This window comes from Microbulbifer variabilis (assembly GCF_052467165.1).
In genome coordinates, this window is the sequence record NZ_CP174301.1 from 3,414,004 (window position 1) to 3,438,858 (window position 24,855).

20 protein-coding genes are annotated in these 24,855 nt (G+C 48.8%); 6 read left to right on the plus strand and 14 right to left on the minus strand.

Going from position 1 to position 24,855, the window contains the following annotated elements:
* The first annotated feature begins 319 nt into the window (after positions 1-319).
* Both ACJJIP_RS15245 and ACJJIP_RS15250 read left to right on the plus strand, forming a co-directional pair.
* The gene (locus ACJJIP_RS15245; RefSeq protein WP_444945500.1) at positions 320-997 is read left to right on the plus strand and encodes a winged helix-turn-helix domain-containing protein; all 678 of its coding nucleotides are present in this window, start codon (positions 320-322) and stop codon (positions 995-997) included.
* On the plus strand, positions 975-2,765 hold the full coding sequence (locus ACJJIP_RS15250) for a sensor histidine kinase (protein ID WP_444945501.1): 1,791 nt from the start codon (positions 975-977) through the stop codon (positions 2,763-2,765). Before ACJJIP_RS15245 ends, ACJJIP_RS15250 begins: the two co-directional genes overlap by 23 nt.
* Before the next feature lie 122 nt (positions 2,766-2,887).
* Here ACJJIP_RS15250 and ACJJIP_RS15255 read toward each other — a convergent pair whose 3' ends face one another.
* Positions 2,888-5,527, minus strand: a complete 2,640-nt coding sequence (locus ACJJIP_RS15255; protein ID WP_444945502.1) for a LamG domain-containing protein — start codon at positions 5,525-5,527, stop codon at positions 2,888-2,890.
* 418 nt (positions 5,528-5,945) lie between these two features.
* Here ACJJIP_RS15255 and ACJJIP_RS15260 point away from each other — a divergent pair, with 418 nt between their 5' ends.
* Positions 5,946-6,725 carry a DUF4886 domain-containing protein gene (locus ACJJIP_RS15260; RefSeq protein ID WP_444945503.1) on the plus strand — a complete coding sequence of 260 codons (780 nt, stop codon included), beginning with the start codon at positions 5,946-5,948 and terminating at the stop codon, positions 6,723-6,725.
* A 151-nt stretch (positions 6,726-6,876) separates the two neighbouring features.
* Here ACJJIP_RS15260 and groL read toward each other — a convergent pair whose 3' ends face one another.
* The 3 genes from groL to ACJJIP_RS15275 all read right to left on the minus strand — a co-directional run bounded on the left by groL (position 6,877) and on the right by ACJJIP_RS15275 (position 9,544).
* Positions 6,877-8,517: a chaperonin GroEL gene (gene groL / locus ACJJIP_RS15265; protein WP_020412316.1), complete on the minus strand. Its 1,641-nt coding sequence runs from the start codon at positions 8,515-8,517 to the stop codon at positions 6,877-6,879.
* Between the two features lie 48 nt (positions 8,518-8,565).
* On the minus strand, positions 8,566-8,859 hold the full coding sequence (locus tag ACJJIP_RS15270) for a co-chaperone GroES (protein WP_020412315.1): 294 nt from the start codon (positions 8,857-8,859) through the stop codon (positions 8,566-8,568).
* A 214-nt stretch (positions 8,860-9,073) separates the two neighbouring features.
* The gene (locus ACJJIP_RS15275; RefSeq protein WP_020412314.1) at positions 9,074-9,544 is read right to left on the minus strand and encodes an FxsA family protein; all 471 of its coding nucleotides are present in this window, start codon (positions 9,542-9,544) and stop codon (positions 9,074-9,076) included.
* Positions 9,545-9,687: 143 nt separating this feature from the next.
* Between ACJJIP_RS15275 and cfa the strand changes: the two genes are divergently transcribed.
* Positions 9,688-10,833 carry a cyclopropane fatty acyl phospholipid synthase gene (gene cfa / locus ACJJIP_RS15280; RefSeq protein WP_444945504.1) on the plus strand — a complete coding sequence of 382 codons (1,146 nt, stop codon included), beginning with the start codon at positions 9,688-9,690 and terminating at the stop codon, positions 10,831-10,833.
* A gap of 306 nt (positions 10,834-11,139) precedes the next feature.
* Positions 11,140-11,811 (plus strand): hypothetical protein, encoded by a 672-nt coding sequence (locus tag ACJJIP_RS15285; RefSeq protein WP_444945505.1) that lies wholly within the window; start codon positions 11,140-11,142, stop codon positions 11,809-11,811.
* 83 nt (positions 11,812-11,894) lie between these two features.
* Here ACJJIP_RS15285 and ACJJIP_RS15290 read toward each other — a convergent pair whose 3' ends face one another.
* Both ACJJIP_RS15290 and ACJJIP_RS15295 read right to left on the minus strand, forming a co-directional pair.
* Complete coding sequence (locus tag ACJJIP_RS15290; RefSeq protein WP_020412310.1) at positions 11,895-12,656, minus strand: SDR family oxidoreductase; 762 nt, start codon at positions 12,654-12,656, stop codon at positions 11,895-11,897.
* A gap of 84 nt (positions 12,657-12,740) precedes the next feature.
* Positions 12,741-13,694, minus strand: coding sequence for a DUF481 domain-containing protein (locus tag ACJJIP_RS15295; protein WP_444945506.1), 954 nt, complete (start codon positions 13,692-13,694; stop codon positions 12,741-12,743).
* A gap of 228 nt (positions 13,695-13,922) precedes the next feature.
* Here ACJJIP_RS15295 and ACJJIP_RS15300 point away from each other — a divergent pair, with 228 nt between their 5' ends.
* A complete protein-coding gene (locus tag ACJJIP_RS15300) occupies positions 13,923-14,339 on the plus strand; it encodes an MGMT family protein (protein WP_444945507.1) in 417 nt (138 codons plus the stop codon).
* Between the two features lie 36 nt (positions 14,340-14,375).
* Here ACJJIP_RS15300 and ACJJIP_RS15305 read toward each other — a convergent pair whose 3' ends face one another.
* From ACJJIP_RS15305 to ACJJIP_RS15340, 8 genes are all read right to left on the minus strand, one after another.
* Positions 14,376-15,653 carry an AmpG family muropeptide MFS transporter gene (locus ACJJIP_RS15305; RefSeq protein WP_020412307.1) on the minus strand — a complete coding sequence of 426 codons (1,278 nt, stop codon included), beginning with the start codon at positions 15,651-15,653 and terminating at the stop codon, positions 14,376-14,378.
* A 297-nt stretch (positions 15,654-15,950) separates the two neighbouring features.
* A complete protein-coding gene (locus ACJJIP_RS15310; RefSeq protein ID WP_282951369.1) occupies positions 15,951-17,318 on the minus strand; it encodes an AmpG family muropeptide MFS transporter in 1,368 nt (455 codons plus the stop codon).
* An 83-nt stretch (positions 17,319-17,401) separates the two neighbouring features.
* A complete protein-coding gene (locus ACJJIP_RS15315) occupies positions 17,402-17,992 on the minus strand; it encodes a YbhB/YbcL family Raf kinase inhibitor-like protein (RefSeq protein ID WP_020412305.1) in 591 nt (196 codons plus the stop codon).
* Between the two features lie 2 nt (positions 17,993-17,994).
* On the minus strand, positions 17,995-18,981 hold the full coding sequence (locus tag ACJJIP_RS15320; protein WP_020412304.1) for a threonine ammonia-lyase: 987 nt from the start codon (positions 18,979-18,981) through the stop codon (positions 17,995-17,997).
* 107 nt (positions 18,982-19,088) lie between these two features.
* Positions 19,089-20,516 (minus strand): aldehyde dehydrogenase family protein, encoded by a 1,428-nt coding sequence (locus tag ACJJIP_RS15325; RefSeq protein ID WP_282951371.1) that lies wholly within the window; start codon positions 20,514-20,516, stop codon positions 19,089-19,091.
* Positions 20,517-20,694: 178 nt separating this feature from the next.
* Positions 20,695-21,570, minus strand: a complete 876-nt coding sequence (gene ampE / locus ACJJIP_RS15330; RefSeq protein WP_444945508.1) for a regulatory signaling modulator protein AmpE — start codon at positions 21,568-21,570, stop codon at positions 20,695-20,697.
* Positions 21,571-21,708: 138 nt separating this feature from the next.
* Positions 21,709-22,269 (minus strand): 1,6-anhydro-N-acetylmuramyl-L-alanine amidase AmpD, encoded by a 561-nt coding sequence (gene ampD, locus ACJJIP_RS15335; protein WP_026304965.1) that lies wholly within the window; start codon positions 22,267-22,269, stop codon positions 21,709-21,711.
* 167 nt (positions 22,270-22,436) lie between these two features.
* Entirely contained in the window at positions 22,437-24,821 is a 2,385-nt protein-coding gene (locus ACJJIP_RS15340; protein WP_444945509.1) for a DUF1631 domain-containing protein, read from the minus strand.
* Positions 24,822-24,855 lie beyond the last annotated feature (34 nt).

Below are 24,855 nucleotides of genomic sequence, written 5' to 3' on the forward strand. Positions count from 1 at the left end.
AAGGGGTATGAAGCACACTTAACACACAACTTAAGACGCAGTTTTAGCCTAACAACTCTTTTTTTGTTAGTGTTCTCCACAAACAAAAAACTAGAAAGACTTCACTACTTCCAGTTCTTCAGAATGGTGTAAAAATAGCATTTGTCACTTTTAATTAAGTCTTTTCATATCTAAAAGGCTGAAAGTGCCTAGCAATATTTAGTTACGTTTTTATATTCACCATATGTACATGGCTTAGTCTGAGGCAAATCAGAAAACCTTAAAAAAAACTCGATCAACAAATAACCGGCAACCAAAACTATTTACCAGCTAAAGATATATGCGAATCTTTATAATAGAAGACGACATCAAATTAAGTCATTACCTTCACAAGGGCCTTAGTCAGGAAGGGCATGGTGTAGAGCTATGCCATAATGGAAAAACAGGGTTAATTCAAGCCAGCATCGAAAATTTTGATGTAATAATCCTTGACCGAATGCTTCCTGGTATGGATGGGTTAAAACTATTAAAATCCCTGCGGGGAATGGAAATCAGTACACCAGTTTTAATGCTAAGTAACCTCGGAGACGTCGACCATCGCGTAGAGGGTTTACGTAGTGGATGTGATGACTACCTTTCCAAACCTTTTTCTTTTGCAGAACTTTTAGCCAGAGTCGAAGTCATTGGTAGGCGCCAACCTCAATCCAACACCTGCGAATCCCTTATTGTTTCAGACCTTGAGCTCAATCTCTTAACAAGGAAGGCACAACGCAGAGGCCGTAGTATTGAACTATTAACCCAGGAATTCAAACTCCTGGAATATCTTATGAGACATGAAGGTCAAATTGTTACAAAAACAATGCTTTTGGAGCAAGTCTGGGATCTTCATTTTGACCCGAAAACTAATGTAGTAGAAGTGCACGTAAGCAGATTGAGAAAGAAAGTTGACCAATCTCAGGACAGTCCTCTTATTCACACAGTAAGGGGGGCCGGCTATGTCCTTCGCGAAAAAAATTAAACTACATAAAAGCTCCAGTTTCAAACTGGCAATTATCACATTCAGCTGCGTCTGCCTTAGCTCCAGTATTTCATTGGCAAGCATCTATTTAATCACAAAACAATCGTTGGCAAATCCAACATTTCATAAAATTAAAAATATAACAAAAGAATCTATTGCGGAAATCAATGATCTAGAGTTTTTTCACCCTGATATATTTCCAAACTTCAAAAATGTAAAACCTAGAAATTTTATTAACAACCACACTTCACCATCAAAATTTACTAGCGACTACACACACTACTTCAAAAATCTTTTAAATAAAAGCAGCTTAAGCAATCAGGAGGAACTTGCTATTCAAGGGCGATTATTCGCACTGGGAGAAAATATCAATCCCCCACTAGAAAAAATTCCCGCCAACCTAATCTGGCACCTACTTAATAGTGAATTCCCTGAAGATTTTCACGATTATGTAGACAACATTACTGATGAGCGATTTAGCCATTGGCCCCAATATCATAAGAAACGCCACATAGATGCAACACTACTCGCAAAATATTACATTGAGACAGAGTATTTTCTAGATACAGAGGATCTCTGTGTAAAACTTCAAGACGCAAAGGGAAATATTATACTTAGTAATATCGAAGAAATTTCCCCGCAAAGCACGAACTATAAGTCTACCTACACGGCAACCTACAATCCAGACTCTACATTTGGTCAAGAAGATGAACAGCACATATGCCTAGCAAAAACTTCTCTACTAAGTGACGGGGGAGAACTAATACTGGGGAAGGATTTCACCCAAGAATATCACCTATTGAAAAGTCTTAACTCTGTTATTTTTTACGGACTTCTGATCACTGCAATTATTAGCCTAATTTGTGGATATCTTGTATCTAGGCAAGCAGTCAGAAGAATAAGCGAGATTAACAAAGTATGCCGCCAAATTATGTCTGGAGATCTGGACAAACGGATCCCATATAATAGTAATGGCGGAGACTATGATCAGTTATCTATACATATCAATACAATGCTGGACAAAATCCAACAATTGATGATGGGAATAAAACAAGTTTCCGACAATATTGCCCATGACTTGAAGTCCCCACTTTCTCGGCTACGAGGCCAGCTAGAACTATTATTGCATATAGAAAAACCAGATAAAGATACTATCGAAGCCATTATTAATGAAAACGACAGGATCATCGAGTGCTTTAATGCGTTACTCAGAATCTCGCAAATTGAGCAAGGAGCACAAAGGTCAGCATTTCGGCACTTTTCGCTTCATAACCTTCTTAAAACCCTGGTAGAAGTCTATGAACCGATTTTTCATGATCAGGGAATACTTCCATCCGTTACTTTGATTGATGACCAACATATGATCTTTGGAGATAAAAACCAATGGTCTCAGTCTATTGCAAACCTATTTGACAATATAATTAAGTACGCACCAGGAAGTGGCAAACTGGATATTAGGCTTTCAGCTCATCCTCAACAGGGTAGGGAGTATCTTCAATTGCAGCTACACGATAGCGGTCCGGGAATTCCAGAAGATGATCATAAAAAGGTCTTTGAGCGATTTTACCGGTTGGAATCGCATAGGCATACAAAAGGTAATGGACTTGGATTAAGTCTTGTTTTGGCTGTTTGTAATTTGCACAAAGCTAAGATTCACCTAGCTAACTGCAATGGATTAAAGATACAGATAGATATCCCTTCAATCACAGATCCACATCCCGCCCATTCATTAAATTCTCAGGAAAGTAAATTCAGTGAATTATATTGAATATTTATCCGTACAAGGAAGTTAAAAATTCTATACAGATAATTTCCACTTACAAAGCAGAATAGCCATACTATGGTACGGCTATTCTGCTTATTCTTAAAATGCAACAACCAATAAGAAGATTAACTCTCACCAACAGAATTACGAACAATTTCAATGGATGAATCCGTGATTGCCGTCACAGGTAACCACACAATCAAAGTCTGGGATCCATCTGTATCTCTGATAATACCCAATTTTACATCGGATAGTACTTTGCCATTGAATTTTACTCTCGGAGTTTTGCTTGTTCCCCATTCACGAATAATTAGTGATGGATTTACCAAAGGACTACTATCATTAGCCTTCACCAGTAAAGAAATATCTCCTGATACCCCATCTGCCGTCAGGCTATAGGCTCTTTCATCAGTGATAAAATTAATTACATTGCCCTTAACACCTTGAACCGCATCTATTACAGGTGGAGATATCCATGAACTTGCCAAGCCCTGTAAATCAACCGGTGTTCCCTGGGTAAAGCCATACATCATAGATCCAGAACCATATTCAAAGGCCTCTAGATTACCAACCGCAAAGTGAGAAACTCTATCATTGGCAACGGAGAATCGACCATCGGAAGGAATTTGAGCTATTGGCCAATGATTCCAAGGGCCTGCAAACGGAAAAATACCTCCCAGGAAATCTATATGCTTTGAACTCTCCTCATTAGCAGAGGGGAAAAAACCACCTGCCTGACTTACTCCAAAGACCTTCCAGTTAGTTTGGCTATTGAGCACCGCAATATTACCGGGCAAAGGACTGGGGTCCACTCCATCACTAGGCCTGTCTAAGGATATAGGATAAATGATATCAGAGGAGTCACCCGTAAGCCCCGCAATCGAAACTGCATTATAATTCAGGAAGTCCTCAGCTTTTTGACCCGGTCCTAGTAACCATTGGAAGTCCTGATAAAATTCTACTCCACCTTCATCAGCTGCAGGATGGTAAAAAACATCCCGGATTGCCACCCCATCGGGATAAATTGTATGCACCTCATCAATATAAGCAGTATCCAAAACGAGTAAATCAAATACATCTGCGGCTGCATAACGCCAGTGAACTTTAACCCGTGCAGGAGTATTTTCAATCATACGAACATGGGTGCGTAGAGCGGCCTTATCAGACATGTGTTCAGCCAAAGAAACAATTGGGTTGACTGAAGCTGGGGTTTCAGGATCATCCGGATCGGGAATCACCAGTTCCACACTTTGATCAGACATCCACCGATTATCTGTCACCAAGTTCATGCCGTGTGATGTTCCTCGCCAATATACATAACTGATCGGCTTATTATCGAATCGGACTACAATATCTTCGTTGTCCGTAACCCTCCATAGGTTATCCCAAGCATCATGAAAGTCTAACTTTGTATAAATCCCACCAAACTTCTGGGGGTATTTTTCAAGGTCTGGCAATTGCCGCTTCGTAAAACCAGGATCTGGAGCTTTCTTTTGTGCCAATAAAAAACCGTTGTAGCTATCATCAAAATCCTTAGAAGTCAGAGAGTGCTTATAAATGGCAATCTCGTCTATTGCCCCCTCAATACCGAATATACTGGAGAAATGATTGAATTCATTTAATTCACTCTCCCGAACCCCATCTGTTGCTGGTAAAGGTGAATTATTCATTCCAACAATCATTGGCATATCTGGAATTGAAAGATTGACATCATAAGATTGGCTTTTATCTAAAACACCATTGATATAGAGCGACAAACTCTTTTCTGCAGAAACACCAACATGAATCCACTGATTAACTGGGATTACACTATCAGAAGTTAAAGTTTTCCCATTTACCGTAAAAAGCAGCTTACCGTCAGAACTTACTCCAAAATAATACCCCTCATTTCCCATATTATCTGACTGGTGAATAATAGGAGCATTATTCCATGGATAAGCGGCTAGATTAATCCAGGCTTCAATAGAAAGAGCCTCCTTAAATATGGGTGCCTCATCCTGCGCGACCACCACTGCTGATCTATAACCGTCAAAAAAAAGGGCCGAACCAGACACACCAGCGACCCAATCACCCCCGTGGCTGTCAATATATCCAGTCGCTGATTTCAAGCTCTCAACAGTACTCGTGCCCTCCCCCTCATCAAACTTCCAATGCGCCACTGGTAAGGCAGGGGGAGTATAATCAACTATCGTATTCCCATTACCCTGAAACACACCTGCCTGTAGCTCTCCAGACTTATTTTGTACATCGGCTATGCCATTTTCCGTGAGACGCATAGTCTGAATAATAGCCCCTCGACGCACATCCCAGCCTGTGATGGTATCAGTGCCTGGCCGGTATAACCTGGTTACATTGCCATCTCGAGTAATCGTATATATCTCGTGGACTACCCCTTCGGGATCTCGCCCCATTTTCGCATTAGCTTTCGGGAAGTAACGCCAATGAATAACAACCTTTTCATCTGACTGCTCTAAGATACGAACATAAGAAAAGTCATTTGATTTATCAAAGCGAGTATTGGCATCACTCGAAATATCAGCCAAATGCGCTACAGGATTAGAATTGTTTCCAAAGTGCCAAACAGGCCGATAACTATGATCACGAGCAAAAACAAGCTTACCTTTCCCTTCAAGGTTCACAATGATGTCAGCATAAGGTCCTGTGATCTTTTCCGGAATATCTACTGAGTTGACACGGGTATAGTGCGCAAAAAAACCAGCCGAGGTTTGGCTTAAGTCTACATGCGAACCCCTGGATTCTAACACCTGCCTCCCTCCAGAGTCCCCCGAATCCTTGCAGCCTAGTGCTGCAAGACAGGCAGCTAGTACAAGATTACCTTTTGATAGCAACATATCTGCTCTTTCCTCCCATTTACTGAAAGGGAAGTCTAAAAGGACATACTAACCCTCTGCTGGACTGAACATTAAATATATGTAATGTTTCTCCCCCCAAATTAAAATAAGACTTATATTTAGCGAATCTTGATCGTTCATATTCATAATTATTCTCACAGCTCATAAAGTAACGAAAAATAATCAGATGACTAATTTCAAGATAACAAGTTATTCCCTCAATAATCTATTCAACCACATAAGAATGTAGATCCTTAAACACGCTGCACAGAACAAATTACAAAATAGACCTATCCTAAGTGGTAATAGCCCCACTTGGAAATCTAACACAATGAAAGAATTTAAAAGCCCCCTAATAATCCAAATATTTTTTCTTATCTTTCTATTATTGGTAGGAGCTTACTTACTAGTAGAGCCAAAGAAGCAGACTGAGCAGAAAACTCAGGAAATTCTATCTGTGCTTTTTATCGGCAATAGCTACACACGCCCTCTTCCTCCGATAATCCAGGCAATTGCTAAAAGCAATGGAGCACAAATTATATATAGATCCATAACTCCGGGAGGGTGGACCTTACAAAAACACTCTGAGTCTGCGGATACACTAGAGGCTATTCATGAGAGGGCATGGGATTATGTGGTGCTTCAGGAGCAAAGCCAGCTTCCCTCATTCTCCGAAGAACAGAGGCATAAAGAGATTTACCCCTACGCAAAAAAACTCACCAATGAAATTAGATTGGCCGGTGCCACTCCTCTCCTCTTTCTAACCTGGGGCCGTAAGCATGGAGACACTCAAAATTATTCCAATGATACTCGCAGTAAAATGCAATCCCGCTTGTTTGAGGGTTATCAGAATATAGCCCAGACAACATCTTCAAAAGTAATACCAGTCGGCCTCGCTTGGGAAACAATTAGCTCCTCAGATAAAGTCATTGATCTATACGCTCATGATGGAAGCCACCCCAATCAGAATGGTGTATATCTATCTGCCGCGGTCTTTGTTTCCTATCTACTGAAACAACCCCAACTAAATGCTCCACCAATTAATGGCATATCTAAGGAAACAGCCGAATTACTAGCACAACAAACTAAGAAACTTAATTTAGATCCATAGGCTGTTCCTGGATCTGGGTCTGTTGTATCCCCATTAATCAGACTGTTTGCTGCGTCGCAGCAACTAACCAGTATTAACCTATCATTCCATGTACCTAAAATAAAAAAGCCCCGCAATTGCGGGGCTTTTTGGGGTTGGCTTAAAGGCCGGCTTACATCATGCCGCCCATGCCGCCCATTCCACCCATACCGCCCATGTCAGGAGCAGCCGGCTTCTCTTCCGGGATTTCTGCAACCATGGCTTCGGTGGTGATCATCAGGCCAGCAATAGAGGCTGCCGCTTGCAGAGCAGAGCGGGTTACTTTTGCTGGGTCCAGAATACCCATGTCCAGCATGTCGCCATACTCGCCAGTAGCAGCGTTGTAACCGAAGTTGCCTTCGCCTTGCTTGATCTTGTCAACAACTACAGAAGCTTCATCACCAGCGTTGGAAACGATTTGACGCAGAGGCATTTCCATAGCGCGCAGAGCTGCAGCGATGCCGTGGTTCTGGTCTTCGTTGTCGCCAGTTACGGAGATAGCCTGGGTAGCGCGAACCAGAGCGGTACCACCGCCAGGTACTACGCCTTCCTCTACTGCGGCGCGGGTAGCGTGCAGGGCGTCTTCAACGCGGGCTTTCTTCTCTTTCATTTCCACTTCAGTAGCGGCGCCTACTTTGATTACCGCAACACCGCCAGCCAGCTTGGCTACGCGCTCTTGCAGTTTCTCTTTATCGTAGTCGGAAGAGGACTCTTCGATCTGTGCGCGGATCTGGCTAACGCGAGCTTCGATGTCTTTAACATTGCCAGCGCCGTCAACGATTACAGTGTTTTCTTTGGACAGGGTGACACGCTTAGCAGTACCCAGGTGCTCCAGAGTGGTACCTTCCAGCTCCAGGCCAACTTCTTCAGAAATCACGGTGCCGCCAGTCAGGATAGCGATGTCCTGCAGCATGGCTTTACGGCGGTCGCCGAAACCAGGTGCTTTAACAGCAGCAACTTTAACGATGCCGCGCATGCTGTTTACAACCAGAGTTGCCAGCGCTTCGCCTTCTACGTCTTCAGCGATGATCAGCAGCGGCTTGGAGGCTTTAGCTACTTGCTCCAGCAGGGGCAGCAGGTCGCGGATATTGGAGATTTTCTTGTCTACCAGCAGGATGAACGGATTGTCCAGCTCGGCAGTCATGTTCTCTTGGTTGGTGATGAAGTAAGGAGACAGGTAGCCTCGGTCGAACTGCATACCTTCTACTACGTCCAGCTCATTTTCCAGGCCGGAACCTTCTTCAACGGTGATAACACCTTCTTTGCCAACTTTTTCCATGGCTTCAGCGATGATGGTACCAACGCTCTCGTCGCTGTTCGCGGAGATGGTACCTACCTGAGCAATAGACTTGGTGTCGGCACAAGGAGTGGACAGGCCAGCAATGTGGTCAACCGCTGCGGTTACCGCTTTGTCGATACCGCGCTTCAGGTCCATTGGGTTGAAGCCAGCGGCTACGGATTTCAGACCTTCGGTTACGATAGCCTGAGCCAGAACAGTAGCGGTGGTGGTGCCGTCACCAGCGGTGTCAGAAGCTTTGGAAGCAACTTCTTTAACCATCTGTGCGCCCATATTTTCGAACTTGTCGCTCAGCTCGATTTCTTTCGCTACGGAAACACCGTCTTTGGTTACGGTAGGAGCGCCGAAGGACTTGTCCAGAACTACGTTGCGGCCTTTAGGACCCAGAGTAGTTTTTACAGCGTCTGCCAGGATGTTTACGCCTTTCAGCATTTTCTGACGAGCGTCGTCACCAAAAATTACGTCTTTAGCTGCCATGATTCTTATTCCTCAAATTCTTTTTGCGAGTAAAGTTAAAGGCTGGCCTTAGCCTTCCAACACGCCGTAGATATCACCTTCGCTCATGATGATCAGCTCTTCGCCTTCCACCTTGAGGGTATTGCTGTCGGCATAGCGACCGAAAACAACCGTGTCACCTACCTTCACAGACAGTGCGCGCACATCGCCATTGTCCAGCTGCTTGCCCTCACCCACGGCTACCACTTCACCCTGGTTTGGCTTTTCTTTGGCAGCACCTGGCAGCACGATACCGCCAGCTGACATCGCTTCTTCTTCCTTACGGCGTACTACGACGCGGTCGTGTAAAGGACGAATTTTCATGGATAAGTTCTCCATTGAGTCGTTTTAAGGTTTTCCAACATTGGCGGTACAGGCCCATCGGGCCGGTAACCTCACCCCTCTCTGGTCCTCAGAGGCGGGGCTTAATTCTCAGTTGATCCCTATCTATGGGCGGGAGAATAGATTTCAACACCCTAAAGTGAAAAAACTATAAAAGTGCCGTTTGAAGTGTAAAAGTGTGCACTATTCAACCAAATCAGTCTTTGTGGCGCTTGTGCTCAACGGAGTTCCGCTCATCCCGTGAGTACTCTCCCTCGATAATATCGGGGCCACGTCTGGAGGCATTCGGTTGGAAGGGGCCACCTGGTCGAACGATAGTGACATGGCGAAGTAACCGCCCCAGTAATAACTGGCGCAGTCCCGGTATCAGGCAGGCGAAACCGAGAATATCGGTAATGAAGCCGGGGGTCAGCAGCAGAACACCGCCGACGGCGAGAAAGATACCTTCTACCATCTCCTGGGCGGGAATATCACCAGTGCGCATCTTCTCCTGAGCCCTTGCCAGGGTAGAGAGCCCTTGGCGACGCAACAGCGTCACGCCGATGATAGCCGTAAGAAACACCAGACCGATGGTGGGCAAGGCGCCGATTTCACTCCCTACGGCAATCAATACCCACAATTCGAGTACAGGTAGAGCTATAAATAGAAGCAGCAGCAAGGGACGCATAGAGAGGATTCCTGATCTAACAGCCCACGGCTAATCCGGGGCTGGGGATATTTTCGACATGCTGTATTAAATGGAGTGGGGAGGCAAATTATTCAAGGGCGCCATAATCGACCCCACGCTAACCAGGAGAGAGGGAGACTTGAATGGCAAGCGAGCAGCAAGATGCCATAGAGGCACCAGCCATAGGCCGAAGCCGCCACTTTGTTGATGATATTTTAGCCGAGGCCGATATCCGTATTAACGGTGACCGCCCCTGGGATATCCATCTCCATCGCGAAGAGGCACTTGATGAGATCGTCGCCCGCCAAAGTATGGGGTTGGGGGAAACCTATATGCGCGGGGACTGGGACGTACAGGCCATAGATCAGTTCATCTACCGTATTCTAGATTCCGACTTGAGCCGTCACTTCAAGAACTGGCGCCATATCTTCCCTTATATACGCAGCTGCTTGCTCAACCTGCAAAGCCGTCGCCGGGCGTTCGAGGTCGGCGAGCACCACTACGACTTAGGTAATGAGTTTTACGCCGCCATGCTTGATAGCCGCCTTACATATAGCTGTGGTTATTGGAAGGAGGCCCAGACCCTAGATGAGGCCCAGGAAGCAAAACTGGACCTTATCTGCCGCAAACTGCAGCTTGAACCAGGAATGAAGTTATTAGACATCGGTTGCGGGTGGGGAAGCCTCATCGGTTATGCGGCACAGAAATACCAGGTAGAGTGTGTCGGGGTTACAGTATCTCGTGAGCAGAGAGCCTACGTCGCCGAGCGCTATGCCAACCTGCCGATCACCGTGCACCTTCAGGATTACCGCGAACTCAATGAACCCTTTGACAGAATTGCCAGCGTGGGAATGTTTGAGCATGTAGGACGAAAAAACCACCGCGCATTTATGGAGGTGTCAAAACGCTGTTTGAAAAAAGACGGCATTTTACTACTTCACACTATTGGTAAATCCAAACCCGCACCTACCGACCCCTGGGTTGAGAAGTATATTTTCCCCAATGGAGAAATACCTGCCGCCAGTCAAATCACTCTGGCAGCTCAGGAACTACTGACCTGTGAGGATCTACATAACTTTGGCCCCGATTACGATAAAACCCTGATGGCCTGGCATGATAATTTTGAACGTAATTGGCCTCGCTTCGCCGATCGCTATGGTCGACGCTTTTATCGTATGTGGCGTTATTACCTTCTGTTATGCGCGGCATCCTTTAGAGTTCGCAGAATGCAGTTATGGCAGTGGATGTTATCGAAAAATAGAACCGATGGTGTGGAACGTATTTGCTAGGGTAAGAAATTCTTGATTGAAGACTTCAAATTCTTCCAACATTGAGAGTTTCAAAAGTCTGGGGGAGCAATTAGTGGCGGTGATTTAGCTCTACTACTATCAATGCTTCACCCAGACCTTTCTCCTGACAATCAAATCCATTAGCTATCGCTACTTATCAGCAAGCCCGAATAATACTTGCTGCCGCCAGGTCGTTACTCTATGCATTATCTATTCACAACCCCTCAAGAGCTAAAGTTACTTATAGAGGTTCATACGGTTGCGTCTATAATTCTAACGTTTATTACTATTCCATTAACTCTTCTGATGAAAAAGGGCAGCCGTTACCATCGGATCGGTGGCCTCAGCTCACTCTTGATTGCCATTATCTTTTCCATCAGTGCCCTGCTGATGCTATTCAACCCTTACATCATTCCTCATCTCAAGGCCGACATTCCCGAGTACCAGATCGATATTGCCTATGTCTACAATACTCACCCAAACCTTTTATTACTGGGATTAATCAGCATATTCAGCTACTCCATATTTTCTGCCTATCGAATATGGCCGAGAATCAAGCACTCCAATGATGGCAGAATCACTTCCAATATTATCGATTGGATACTGGCTGCCATAGCTGCCTGGGTCGCAGTATTCTATTTCCAGGTTTTTCTTTACGATATTGGTAAACACCCAAGTTATGCCAATATTTACCTGGCTCCATCCGCATTAATGCTGGTTTTTATGGGGCTCGATGTCTATACGTTTTTTTTCCGACCACAAGTAACAGGCCGACCATGGTGGGCACTGCATATGTGCAAGATGCTGTATGCCTGGTCGGCACTAATCAAAGGCTTTGCGTTGCGGGATTTTCACTTATCTTTAGAACAAACAGTATTTCACGAAGTGGCATCCATCCTGGCCTGGCTCATTATTTCCTTGTTTGTATACCTGTTTTATCGAAAGACTCTCAACACAAGATATGCGAGGAAGGGATAGATAAATCTTAAAATCATTACTGAAAGGGAAATAAAAAAGGGCGAACAAAGTTCACCCTCATCTGATAACACGCTACTGAATCGTTAAATACGTGCACCACCGTCGATATCCAGAACTCGACCGGTTACATAGTCATTCTCCAGAATAAACGCCACGGTTGAGGCAATTTCCTCTTGCTCACCCAGGCGTCTCAATGGCACTTGCTTAACCAGACTATCCAGGATTTCCGGGCGCATTTGCGCAACCATATCAGTGCCGATAAAACCGGGAGCAATTGCAGCTACGCGCACGCCGTAACGAGCCAGCTCGCGGGCCCAGGTTACCGTCATGGCAGCAACACCAGCCTTACTGGCGGAATAGTTTGTCTGTCCCATATTGCCGGCACGAGACAGGCTGGAGATATTCACCATCACTCCACCCTTGCCACTTTCCGCCATAATTCCGGCTGCGGCACGGCCACAAAGGAATACCCCAGTCAGGTTTACGTCAATAACAGACTGCCACTGGGACAGTGACATACGGTCAGTAACCTTGCCCTCTTTACACTTGAGCAACATGCCATCGCGCATAATACCGGCGTTATTAATCAACACCTGCAGACCACCGAAATCCTCTGCGACCTGGAGGAAGCCTTTATCTACCTCTTCCTCATTAGCGACATTGATCACATAGCTTCGCGCCTCGGCACCGAGCTGTTCACAGGCAGAAACACTTTCCTTTAGCCCCTCTTCGTTGACATCAATCAATGCCAAACGGGCCCCGCGCTCCGCCAGGTAAACAGCCATTGCTCTTCCCAGCCCTTGGCCAGCACCGGTAATCGCCACAATACTGCCGGCAATCTGCATGTTGCACTCCTCATTAGTATTTTTTAGATTTTATTTCTCTAAGGCCTGTTATTCCGGCAAAGTTGGGAGAATGCCGCCAGGCTATTACCACTGGTAACCAACACCAACGGTTACTTTGGTATCTTCTTTTTCACTTTCCAGCGATGGTGTGTTGTCGTACTGCCATTGGTAGCCAATTTCCATCAGCACTCCCTCAACCAGTGGTGTTCTCACCCCCACCTTGGCATTTGCCTGGTAGTCATCACTGTGATCGAAAGACTGCAGGGTTTCCTGGTCAAAGTAAATTTCCGGGCCCAGGGAAAATTTATAACGGTAATTCAGCGCGACACGCCCTGCCACATATTGGTCGTCCTGATCCTCACTCAGCTCCGTATCAATAAAATCTTCCTGCAGGCTACTAACACCGCCTTCCAGTGAAAATGCTGTTTTGTCTGTGTCATAAAACAGGTAACCAAGACCCAGACCCATGGTTGTGCCGAGGTCCAAGTTCCGCGCCTCTTCATGCTCCCAGGCGGTATTTGCTGCAGCAAACCACTTTTCTGCAAAAATCCAGCGCAGGTCATAAGTCAGCCGGTATTTTTCCAGCGCGCCATCATCCTCACTGTCTTGATTCTGGTAAAGGGCGCCGACCAGGTGATGGAAATCCCCATGGCGCACATCCAGGTTAACATTTGCATCCAGGTCCTCACGCTCACGGTTCCCGGATTCAAAAACGCCGCCCGCACTCACATTACCCTTGAATGTCATTGGATTACTGACAAAGTGTGGATAGGGCTCAGCACGCTCCACTCCAGGAAAGTCGATCAACCAACCTCCACCCTCTGCGCAGTAGAGTTCCCACTGCTCCTGGCGGTGCCCTGCCAGCGTGCATGGCTCATCCCGCCCGGCAACTTTGAGATCGGTATCCACATCCATGGATACAACCTTGGATTTATCGACCTTAACTTCACCGAAGGTCTCAGATTTCCATACCACTTGTTCAGTATCTACAAGCATCAGCTCCCCCTGAATGCGATCACCATTCTCAAGGGTGAGCACACCCGCAAAAACCTGTAAGGGTGCAAGGCAAAGGAGAGTTTTGGCAAAAATCCGGGGAATTTGTGTCGATAGAACCACAGGAGAACCTTGAAGTTTCTGGATGAGCTTGCGATGAAAACTGTGATGAAAGCCCTATTCAATCGGCAATAATGCCACAACTGCCATAAATGTGGCACGCCAATGCTACCTATTTTGTAACGGCTCAGTATGATACCCCGGCTTTAATCCGTGCTTTTTTATAGCTTATTTGCAGACAAATACGGCAAACTGGCGGCTAAATCTAATAAACCACTAAGAAATGAGGCTTTTGTGCCTGTAGAGATCAATACCACCGGCCCAGAAACACCAGGCAGCGCTCTCGCCAGAATATGCCGGGTTTTGGCCTCAATACCAACAGGCCGGGTCGTCACTTATGGAGATCTCGCCGAAATGGCCGGCTATCCAAGAGCCGCCAGACTAGCTGGTCAGACATTACGGAAACTACCCAAAGACACCAAATTACCCTGGCACCGGGTAATCAACGCCCAGGGAAGAATCTCATTACCCGAACCCGGGGCTTCCCGCCAACGCAAGCGGCTGGAAGAAGAAGGGATTACCTTGTTAAAGGGGCGGGTGGACATGGCCAAGTATCGCTGGAGACCATAACCCCGAAAGGAGCTGTACAAGTTTAGGCGGTAGTAATCAGGCTTCCTCCGCTGCATCACCATTCCACGGCGCGACATAAAAGAGCAGTAACATCCCCGGAACTGCCAACGCGGCGCACAGAAGAAAGAAGTTCGTCCACCCCACAGACTCAACCAAATACCCTGTTGAAGCATTGGCAAAAGTCCTGGGTAACGAGGTTAACGCAGTAAACAGGGCGAATTGGGTAGCCGTGTGTAATTTGCTGGTTGTGCGGGCAATAAAAGCGATGAAAACTGCAGTACCAAGACCAACCCCCAGATACTCAAAAGCAATCACTATCGCCAGTAGCCACAGGCTCGGCTTAAAACCCGGTGTGCCCACCAGATCCCCATTAGCCTCAGATAAAATCATAAAGCCAAAAATGGATACGAGCTGGATAACTCCAAAGATCCACAGACACTTATTAATCCCAATACGCACCATCAATAGGCCGCCGAGAAATCCCCCAATCACGGCGGGCCAGAGGCCGGCATTTTTAGCCACAATACCAATATCCGTATTGGTGTACCCCATATCCAGGTAATAGGGTGTCGCCAATGCAGTGGCCATATTATCGCCGAGCTTGTACAGGAACATGAAAGCAAGCACCAATACTGCGTGCTTTACGCCGTTGCGGTTAAAAAATTCGACAAATGGCAGCACGATAGCCTCGCGCAAAGTCCTTGGTGGCGCAGCCGGGTGCTGGGGCTCTGAAACCATCAAGGTCATAAATACAGCGATCAACATAAAAGCTGCAGTTATCCAAAAAACCTGGTCCCAGGCCAAATGATCCGACAGGATTAAACTGAGCGAACCCGGTATCAGGCCCGCTACTCGATAGGCATTCGCATGAAAGGAATTACCGAGACCTAACTCATGATCCGGCAATATTTCCCGACGGAAGGCGTCCAGGACAATATCCTGGCTGGCACTAAAAAAAGCCACACCAAAACATAAAGTGGCAATTGTCCATATATTGAACTGCGGATTGAACATACCTAAGCCGCCAATAAAGACTATCAGCAGCAATTGCATTACGAGCATCCAACCACGACGACGCCCTAAAATCGGGAAAGCAAAGCGCTCCATTAATGGAGCCCACAGAAACTTCCATGTGTAGGGCAGACCAAGTAAGGCAAAAATCCCGATGGTAGCCAGGTCTACTCCCTCAGAACGTAACCAGGCAGGCACCAGTTGAATCAGGACAAAAAGTGGCATTCCTGAGGAAAATCCGGTACCGATACAGATCAGCATACGCCGATTGAATACCGCCTCCCGAACCGTTTCGTGGGCCATAGTTTGTCGCTTTTAATTGCTGATTATCATTCTTGAAAACTACAGCTCTTAGACATCCCAGCTAACAGCCATAAGTGACACCACCCCCCCCTTATCTCTATAAAAAACCAATAACCATTACAGGTTTCGAGTGGAGGAGTAATACAACCACCATAGACACAAGTCGGAGAAAATGCCCGTTGATGAGGAATTATCCGGGGGCGCAGAAACGAGATGAGTGACCGGCATACAGGAAAGCTTCTGTCATAAAGCAGATCTGTATGCCAGCAATAAAATTACAGCCTGGAATGGCTCTCTTCAGGTCGCGCGTGAGTCTGGCTGCGGTTCTTCCAGATGCCATTCACGCTGTTCACGCCGCCAGAAATAGATAGAGAGTAAAATTGCCGGAACTCCCATTAAGGCAGCATAAATAAAGAAATGGGCGTAACCCTGAGCATCAACCACCATACCGGAAAAACCACTGATAAATTTACCCGGTAGCGTCATCAGAGAGCTGAACAAGGCATACTGGGTTGCGGTATAAGCCTTATTGGCCAGGCTCGACAGGTACGCGACCAGGACCGCATTAGCAATACCGCCGCTGATGTTGTCGGCACTGATCACCAGGGCCAGCCATGCCTTATCCGGACCAATCAGTGCAAGCTGGGCAAACAGTAAGTTGGTGCAGGCAACCATTACCGCCCCGAGTATCAGCGGGCGCAAAATGCCATAGCGCACCACTAGGACTCCACCTAGAAAGGAGCCGAGAATAGTGCAGAAGAATCCGAACAGCTTACTGATTTCTGCAATTTCTGTTTTGGAGAAGCCTAAATCCAAGTAGAAGGGATTGGCCATAATCCCCATCGCAATATCGCTTAGGCGGAAAATACCGATAAACAGCAATAAAACAAAAGCAAAGCGCCCATTGCGTTGGAAGAATTCAATAAAGGGACAGGCGACAGCACGAACAAACCACTGCTTCAAGCGACTGTGTTCGCCCTTCCCCAACAGGCGCTGCTCCCATTCACTCTGCAGTACGTCAGCCTCTTTACTAACTTTCGAGTGATCGGGCTCTGTGATCAACAAAGTGGTGATCACACCCACCCCCATCAAAACGGCCATTGCCAGGTAGGCGCCAGACCAACTGAACAAATCTGCAATAAATAGTGCCCCAGCCCCAGCAATCAGCATCGCAACCCGATAACCAAACACATAGTTAGCCGCCATAGCTCCCTGGTAGTCTTCATCCATGGCTTCAATTCTGTAGGCATCAATAGCCACATCTTGTGAAGCCGAGCAGAATGCAACCCACAGAGCGAGCAGAGCTACTTGCAACAAGGACAGCTGGGGATCCACACTGGCCATACCCACCAAGCCAATGGCAACGCCCACTTGGGACACCAGCATCCAGCTCCGCCGTTTTCCCAGGCTTTTGGTCAGTAAAGGCAACCGTAAATAGTCAATGATGGGAGCCCAGAGCACCTTTATTGAAAAGGTAATTCCGACCCAGGCAAAGAAGCCTATAGCGGTGCGGCTAACACCGTAGTCGCGCAGCCAGGCAGTCAGGGTTGAGAAGACCAGTAAAAGCGGAAGGCCGGCAGAAAAGCCGAGGAAAAACATGGTGATTACACGGGGCTTCAAATAAGCTCCAAGTGCTTGCCCCCATGTCAGTTGCTGCCGCGACATATTCAATCTTCCCCTTTGAGCCCTATTGCCGGCCATAAAGAAAGAGCGCAGGCAATATGTCTGCACCCAAAAAGCTACCTAACTCAATGGCCCCACAGAACCTCGAGCTCTGCCTCGGCCAACTTGTTGGCATTCACATTGAAGCCCACCTTGGCGGGAGATGAATTTTCATCTAACGGCAGGGAATCCACTTTCAGGGCATATACACGGAAGCGATAGCGATGGTCGCCGTGCCCTTTGGGTGGGCAGGCGCCACCATATCCAGGATTTCCATAGTCATTGCGCCCCTGAATAGCTTCGGGAATCAGGCCGTTCTTCAGGTCTCCAGCACCCTCTGGCAGACTGGTTACGTCAGCAGGGATATTAAAAATCACCCAGTGCCACCAGCCACTGCCTGTCGGTGCATCGGGATCATAAACCGTCACCGCAAAACTTTTAGTGCCTTCGGGGGCCCCCTCCCAGCTCAGTTGCGGAGAGACATTTTCCCCGCCACAGCCGGCATATACATGAGCTAATGGCATTTTTTTGCCGGGTTTCAAAGACGTAGAAGACAGTGTCAACTGCCCGGCCTGGGAGGCAACAGCCATCAAAGAAAATATTGTCGCTGCAAAGAAACTGGCAATTTTGCTGTACTTTATGCGGCGAAATCCTAGGTTCATATCCAACACTCTCATTGTTACTCTTCCACACTGGCCAACAGGCTTGAAACCTTGCCCAGATCCATGTTGCCACCGGTCAATACAACTGCGACATTCTTGTTGCGAAAACGCGCTCCGTGCTCGAGCACAGCTGCGAGCCCCACGGCAGCTGAGGGCTCAACCATTTGCTTGGTGCGAGTCCACAATAGTTGCATTGCCCGCACAATACCACTTTCAGAAACCGTCACAATATCTCTCACAGTGCGGCGAATCACCCTGTAGTTCCGGTGCCCAAGCGTTGTTCGCAAGCCATCGGCAATAGTATGGGGCTGCTGGGTAGTGATATGAACACCGCCACGCAAAGATCGCTGTGCATCATCCGCGCCAGCGGGCTCTGCGCCTATTACCAATACATCTGGAGCCAACGCCGCTATTGCCAGCCCAGTGCCTGCGAGCAGACCACCGCCACCCACAGGGGCCACAATCACATCCGGAGTAAAACCCTGCTCCCGACATTGCTGAACAACCTCTAGAGCTACCGTGCCCTGCCCCGCAATAATCCTGCTGTCGTCATAGGGCGGCACGACATGGGCCCCTGTCTCTTGCACCACTTTTTGCAGAGCCTCTTCACGGTCTGCCAGGGTAGGACCGCAAGTAACAATTGTTGCGCCATAACTTTCCACAGCCATGCGCTTCATATCGGGCGCCGTCTCTGGCATTACAACAATACAGGGCAAACATCGCTCCGCAGCAGCCCATGCCAACGCCGCGCCATGATTGCCTGAGGAGTGGGTCGCCACCAACTCAGCTCCTTCAGGCAAGAGGGAAAGTGCATTTGCAGCTCCACGTGCTTTAAACGCACCCACTTTTTGCAAGTGCTCACATTTAAACCAAAGATTGGCGCCACCCAGCTCATTGAGAAGCTGGGAGCGAATCAAGGGAGTTCGATGGACAGTTCCGGAGACTGTTTGTGCCGCGCAAAAAACATCAGCACTGGTAGGCAGGTCATTGGGGTCCGAGGGCATAGCTCTGTTGGTCTTTTTAATTTACGACTGAATGTACCAACTCAAGCCACTAAAAAACCAGCAAAATTCCCTTTTCGCCCATATCTCGCTAAATATTTTTGGCCACTCTATCGCTGCAGTATTTTCAACCACTTAAATTTTCGATTGGTGTACGGCGCATAACGCAGGTCAACATCCAGAATATTTTTGCGTTTCATCACGGCTTTGTAGTGGCTAAAAGTTCTGAAACCATGCTCACCGTGGTAACAGCCCATACCGCTGGCTCCCACTCCTCCAAATGGCAGATCCTGGGCCAGCATAAACATCATGCAATCGTTCACGCAGGCATTACCGGAGCTGCAGCGGGAAAGCACCCGGTCAGCGATGGCATCACTCCGGGTAAAAATATACAGCGCTAACGGCTTTTCCCTCTCATTAACAAACGCTTCCACTTTTCCGAAGTCATCCAACTCAACTACCGGCAGCAAGGGACCAAAAATCTCTTCCTGCATTACCGGGGACTCCAGATTGACACAGCGCATCAGGGTTGGCGCCATGTAGCAACTATCCACATCGACATCCCCACCAAAAATTACCTCACCATCACCGAGGAGGTCCGCCAAACGCAATGTGTGCTGGGTATTGATTATCCGTCCATAATCGCTGCTTTGACGGGGGCTGTCCCCAAACATCTCCCTTACCGCCAGCTGGATAGCAGGGACAAGACGGTCCGCGGTGTGCTTGGTACAGAGTACATAATCCGGTGCAATACAGGTTTGCCCCGCATTGGTAAATTTCCCCCAAGCTATACGCCGCGCGGCAATATCGATATCTGCATCATCGGCCACAATACAGGGGCTTTTGCCGCCAAGCTCCAGGGTAACCGGAGTTAAGTGCTTACTTGCTGCCCCCATAATAATCCTGGCTACCCGACCACCGCCGGTGTACATGATGTGATCCCAGCGCTGCTCCAAAAGGCTCGTGGTCTCTGCCACAGCTCCCTCAACACAGGCGAAGGCATCATTATCCAGGTATCTGGGCAACAACTCAGCGATCAAATGAGAAACCGCAGGGGATAATTCCGACGGTTTGACCACTGCACAGTTACCCGCCGCTATGGCAGGCACAAGAGGCGACAGCAATAGTTGAAGGGGATAATTCCAGGCGCCAATAATCAATATCACCCCAAGGGGTTCTGGCTGTATATAGCTTTTCGCAGGTTGGGTGAGAAGTGGCGAGGAAACCTTGCGCTGGCGTACCCACTTTTTGAGGTGCTTGAGGGTATGATCGATATCACTATAGAGAAACGAAATCTCAGTCAGGTAAGCTTCCTGGGGAGCCTTATGCAGGTCCTCATTCAAGGCCCCAATAAAGCGCGCCTCATTCTCCGAGAGCATTTTGCGCAGCTGAATTAATTGGCGACGCCTCCAGGCCAGCTCAAGGGTACTTCCACTGCGAAAATATGCCCTTAGTCCAGCGACTAACGCCGCGGAGTCCCTACCATTTGCAGCACTGAGATCTGACAGCATTTGCGGTTCCAGTAATGAAACATTCAAACCCTACTTCCTCCACTGAGTATAAGCATCCCGCTACCCGGTAATCTCCGGAGTGCGATAGCGGGCGCAATCATCTGGGAGGATGGTTAAAAGTCAAGCAATTACTGGGAAATTTTTCCAAAATGTAATTCAGTTAAAAAATAATTTACTCATTTCAGCTCTGAATAACTTCAAAAAATCAGGCGAACAAAACCGTCAGGGCCAACACGGTAACCCACAACAGTAGGGTTCTGGAAAGCAAGGACTGCAGCCCCTCTATTTCCGCGCCACTTTGACGCTGGACTTGTGAAAGATCTGCACTGGCACTGCATTCACTGGCGTCAATTCCTCCTAACGCCCCTTCCAGGTAGGCTTCGAGCACCTGTGCCGTATCTCTCTCACGACACATCAGACACTGACGCCAGGCTCGGTAGCAACCGGCAAAATTACCCACAATCGCAAAGCTGAGCCCCATGATCCTTACCGGCAACCACTCCAGTAACCAAAGCCAGCGGGTTGCAGTTGCCTGCCACTGTGTCCCGCGAGCGCGCTCTGCATAGAGAGCACTCAAACGAAATAGCAGCGCACCCGGTATCCCGAGCAAAATAAACCAGAAAAGAACGGCAAAGAGGCGCTCGAAGGCACTGTAAGCGGCACCGCGGAAGACCTGTTCATGCAGGCACTTGCCATCTGCCGGAGTCTCGTGGATATCCTGTAGAAAAGGGGCCGCAGCTTCCTCAGCCCCCTTGAAGTCGCCCCGATACCAGCTGCGCAGGTAAACGCTTACAATCTCGTTAAAATTGCCTCGTCCCAGGCAATAAAGTAACAGTGGCACCCCAAGTAAAAGCGCTCCCAAGCCTCCAAAGTTGGATTCTGCAATTACCATCACCACCGCAATCAGCAGCACCGGTGGCAGAATACTGGCCCCCAGCAACAAGCCGCCATTCGATTGCAGTTGCGGCACTTTAGAGAGTCGCTCACACCATTTATCAAACCAGCCATCGCGGTGCAAAGGCGCACCAGACCCCCAGATTTGCACCAGAGCCAAAGTGAATAAAACGATTAGCAGAGTCATAGTGATACCGCGTCAGCCCATAGTTGAATCATGATGCGCCACCCTGGGTCTGCTATACAAGTAGGCGAACCTCACACAATGGCAGTTCAATTTTAAAGGCGATGTGGATTGATACACCAGCACCGCGAAGTGGAAGTTTCACTCAACGAGCTTATCGAGCTCATTCAAGTAGCGCTCCCAGTCAAAGCCGGGGCCGGGGTCCAGCTTGCGTCCAGGCGCTATATCAGAGTGACTGGCTATCCTGTCCACGCCGATGGCTGGATAAGCCAGCATAATGGCCGCACTCACCTCTGCCAGGGCATGGTATTGGGCATCGGTATAAATATCCGTATCCAAGCCTTCAAGCTCGATCCCGATAGAAAAGTCATTACAGTTGGTGCGCCCTTTGAATTCCGACTTACCCGCATGCCAGGCGCGCCGGTCAAGGGGCACATACTGGGTGACGATACCATCCCGATCAATAAGGATATGTGCAGAAACCTGCAGAGCCGCAATCTCGGCAAAATAGGGATGGGCATCAATATCCAGCTGCCCAAGGAAAAACGCATCGATATAAGGCCCGCCATACTGCCCGGGTGGCAGGCTGATGCTGTGAACGACCAAAAGGTCCACGGGGCAGTCGTCGGGCCGGCTGTTGCAGTGAGGACTGGGCACCCGGCGCGCACCGGATAGCCAGCCAGATTCCACTTGGTATTTCAATCTGCGATCTCCGTTCCAGCAAACTACCACCCCAAATGAACTCAGGGCCTTGGCAGTTACCATTCTATGGAAGCGTTGATCGATATGCCAATCGGTTTAGAGACGTATCGCGACAGAAGTGGGCCCCCGGCAATAGTTGCCGGGACAGGGGAGCTAAAACAGGCAGATCAGCGCTGTTCGCTGCGTTTTTTGCGCACATTGCCAATAACCGACTGCAGCGCACGCTCAAATAACATACCGTCATCAAGGGGCAACAGCTGCGCTGAGCGCAGCGCATGAGCCAGCTCCAATCGGCCGAACTCCGCTACCTTGGCACCGTTGCGGTTCACAAAAATAAACTGGTCAATATCGCGGATAACCGCTGCCAAACGGCAGCGGAACTGCTCCTCATCAGAGCGCTTCAACTCAAACCAACTCCCCTGGGCGAGGCGGAAAGTCATCTGCCAGTGGGGGTCCGCCTCATCGAGAGGAGCAAGGCCCTCCTGCTCCGCAGAAGATGCTGCTAACTCCGCCTGGGCAACCGCCTGCTCAAGCTCTTCCATTTGCGGCACGGCCACTTCCTGCAACAGAGCGGTCTCTTCGGTTACCGGTTCGTCTTTATCATCAGCGGCCGGTTGCGGCTCGCCAGCTTCGGGAGCTATGGCCTCTACCGGCAGAGTTTCACTGGATTGAACCTCGGCCACTTCCGCCAAATGATCCACCGAAGTAGCCGCCTTAACCTCGCGGGCCACCTGCTCTTTAACCTGAAGTTCGCGTTCCTCGATGAGGCGCTGCGCGAGGGCAAAACGCTCGCGATAAACTTCCTTCAAACCGGCAAACATGGCGCGCGCCTCAAAGGCGTTGTAGGAGAGAGCTTCAATACCCTCGCGCAAACGCTCCTGCAAAACCGGCAACAAGCTCAGGAGCTGCTTACGGGAATCCGGCATTGGTGCCTGCACACTCCACACCAGGTCGCGGGCTGTGCGCACATCGCGACTCCAGGCCTCGCTTTCAGTGCCCTCTTTCACACAAGTGAGGAATAAAACATTGTTCCAAACCTTTTGCAGCCAATCCTGTACCACAGGCGGCAGGTCTCTCTCGGCTACCAGGGCATCCATTACCGCTGCTACACGAGCGCGCGCGGCTTGGGTTTTTGCCCGGCCATCCGCCTCATCTATAACCCTGCGCTCCAGCATTTCCGCGCGCTTACGTTCGCGAATAATAAACTCGCGCAAAGACTCCAGAAGCGTGGCAAAAATATTGATGTCCTGATCGAACTCGCTGAGAACCCGCTCTACGATCAGCGAGACTTCACTGTATAGAGGGTCGGACTCGAAATTGTCTGGAGCCTGCCAACCAGTGGCAGCATCGGCAAGCTCATTTAACAGTTTGCGTGCGGGATGGCCACCTTTACTAAAAAACGACTTATCGGCAATCGCAACCTTGAGCAGTGGCAGCTGCAAACGGCCGAGCTGGGATTTAATCGGTGTGGCGAGACTGCGATCTTCCAAAATAAAGGAAAACAGCATTTCCACCAGTTTGATTACATCGCTATCCACTTTTGCCAGCGAAGCTGCCTGATTGGAGTCAACCAGGCGCTGCTGCAGCAGATCGCCAACATTCAACAATTGGGCTGCACCGGCATCCTGGTAATGAGCCCCACTTTGCAAAGCTCCCAGATGTGTGAGCAGATCCCCAGCGGGCATGGGTGTCATACCCGCCGTAGCGGGTACGAGCCCTGGGGCAAAGTGACCACTGACAGGTACTCCCTGTGCGGCCTGGGTAGCACCATCCCCAGCGCTGCCAACTCCAGCGGCCTGAGCTGCACCCGGATTGCCGGGACCACGCCCTGCCGGATAAGCCGAGCGCTGTCGCGCTGCGCGCTGCTGCTCCCGCAGTGAGGGCAACACGCCCTGCTCTACAAGTAGCTGATTACAGAATTCGTAAAAACCCCGCAGCTGCTGCATAACTGTTTGCTCAAATTTCTTGAGCAACGTAAGGCGCGCGCGGATATAGAGATCCAGCTCCTGAATTGCATCTACAAATGCATCGCAGATCACATCGGGGCCGAGAGGGTTGTTCTTGTCATACACCTTAACGGCGTAGAGGGTATCCAGGCGCAGGCACAATTCGGTCAGCGGCTCGGCAAAATCTCGCTTGGCATTGGCCACCATGGTATCCGCGGCCACCAGCTGCTCCAGGTCATCATTGTGAACCAGTGACAGATTGTCCTGGGCAAAAGCGGGTTCCGACGGCTCCTCCTGGCGGATCTGGAAAGCGCGCTGCACGTTTTTGACGAAACGCTCAGCGACATTGCGGCGCTCTACTCTCAGCAGGCGCAATGCCTGGAACAGACCATCCTGCTCTTCCTGGCCGTGAGCACGCTCCGCCATCGCAAACAGTGAATCATCCACCGCCCCAAACAGCGCTTTGACACGCTCAAACAACTGGGTGCTGGCTTTTTCCTTTAACAGCACAACCGCCGAGGGCAGGACTGCGGGCTTACCCATAGAAGTACCATGTCGACCCGCACTTTTCTCTGAAAGGGAAACTACCTTGCTGGATTCACTCATTTCCAAGAAGTCCTTCGCATGCCATCCGGCGTTT

Coding starts and splice junctions, on each gene's coding strand:
- ACJJIP_RS15245 (WP_444945500.1), top strand. CDS start 320: ATGCGAATCTTTATAATAGAAGACGACATCAAATTAAGTCATTACCTT.
- ACJJIP_RS15250 (WP_444945501.1), top strand. CDS start 975: ATGTCCTTCGCGAAAAAAATTAAACTACATAAAAGCTCCAGTTTCAAA.
- ACJJIP_RS15260 (WP_444945503.1), top strand. CDS start 5,946: ATGAAAGAATTTAAAAGCCCCCTAATAATCCAAATATTTTTTCTTATC.
- groL (WP_020412316.1), bottom strand. CDS start 8,517: ATGGCAGCTAAAGACGTAATTTTTGGTGACGACGCTCGTCAGAAAATG.
- ACJJIP_RS15270 (WP_020412315.1), bottom strand. CDS start 8,859: ATGAAAATTCGTCCTTTACACGACCGCGTCGTAGTACGCCGTAAGGAA.
- ACJJIP_RS15275 (WP_020412314.1), bottom strand. CDS start 9,544: ATGCGTCCCTTGCTGCTGCTTCTATTTATAGCTCTACCTGTACTCGAA.
- cfa (WP_444945504.1), top strand. CDS start 9,688: ATGGCAAGCGAGCAGCAAGATGCCATAGAGGCACCAGCCATAGGCCGA.
- ACJJIP_RS15285 (WP_444945505.1), top strand. CDS start 11,140: ATGAAAAAGGGCAGCCGTTACCATCGGATCGGTGGCCTCAGCTCACTC.
- ACJJIP_RS15290 (WP_020412310.1), bottom strand. CDS start 12,656: ATGCAGATTGCCGGCAGTATTGTGGCGATTACCGGTGCTGGCCAAGGG.
- ACJJIP_RS15305 (WP_020412307.1), bottom strand. CDS start 15,653: ATGGCCCACGAAACGGTTCGGGAGGCGGTATTCAATCGGCGTATGCTG.
- ACJJIP_RS15310 (WP_282951369.1), bottom strand. CDS start 17,318: ATGTCGCGGCAGCAACTGACATGGGGGCAAGCACTTGGAGCTTATTTG.
- ACJJIP_RS15315 (WP_020412305.1), bottom strand. CDS start 17,992: ATGAGAGTGTTGGATATGAACCTAGGATTTCGCCGCATAAAGTACAGC.
- ACJJIP_RS15320 (WP_020412304.1), bottom strand. CDS start 18,981: ATGCCCTCGGACCCCAATGACCTGCCTACCAGTGCTGATGTTTTTTGC.
- ampE (WP_444945508.1), bottom strand. CDS start 21,570: ATGACTCTGCTAATCGTTTTATTCACTTTGGCTCTGGTGCAAATCTGG.
- ACJJIP_RS15340 (WP_444945509.1), bottom strand. CDS start 24,821: ATGAGTGAATCCAGCAAGGTAGTTTCCCTTTCAGAGAAAAGTGCGGGT.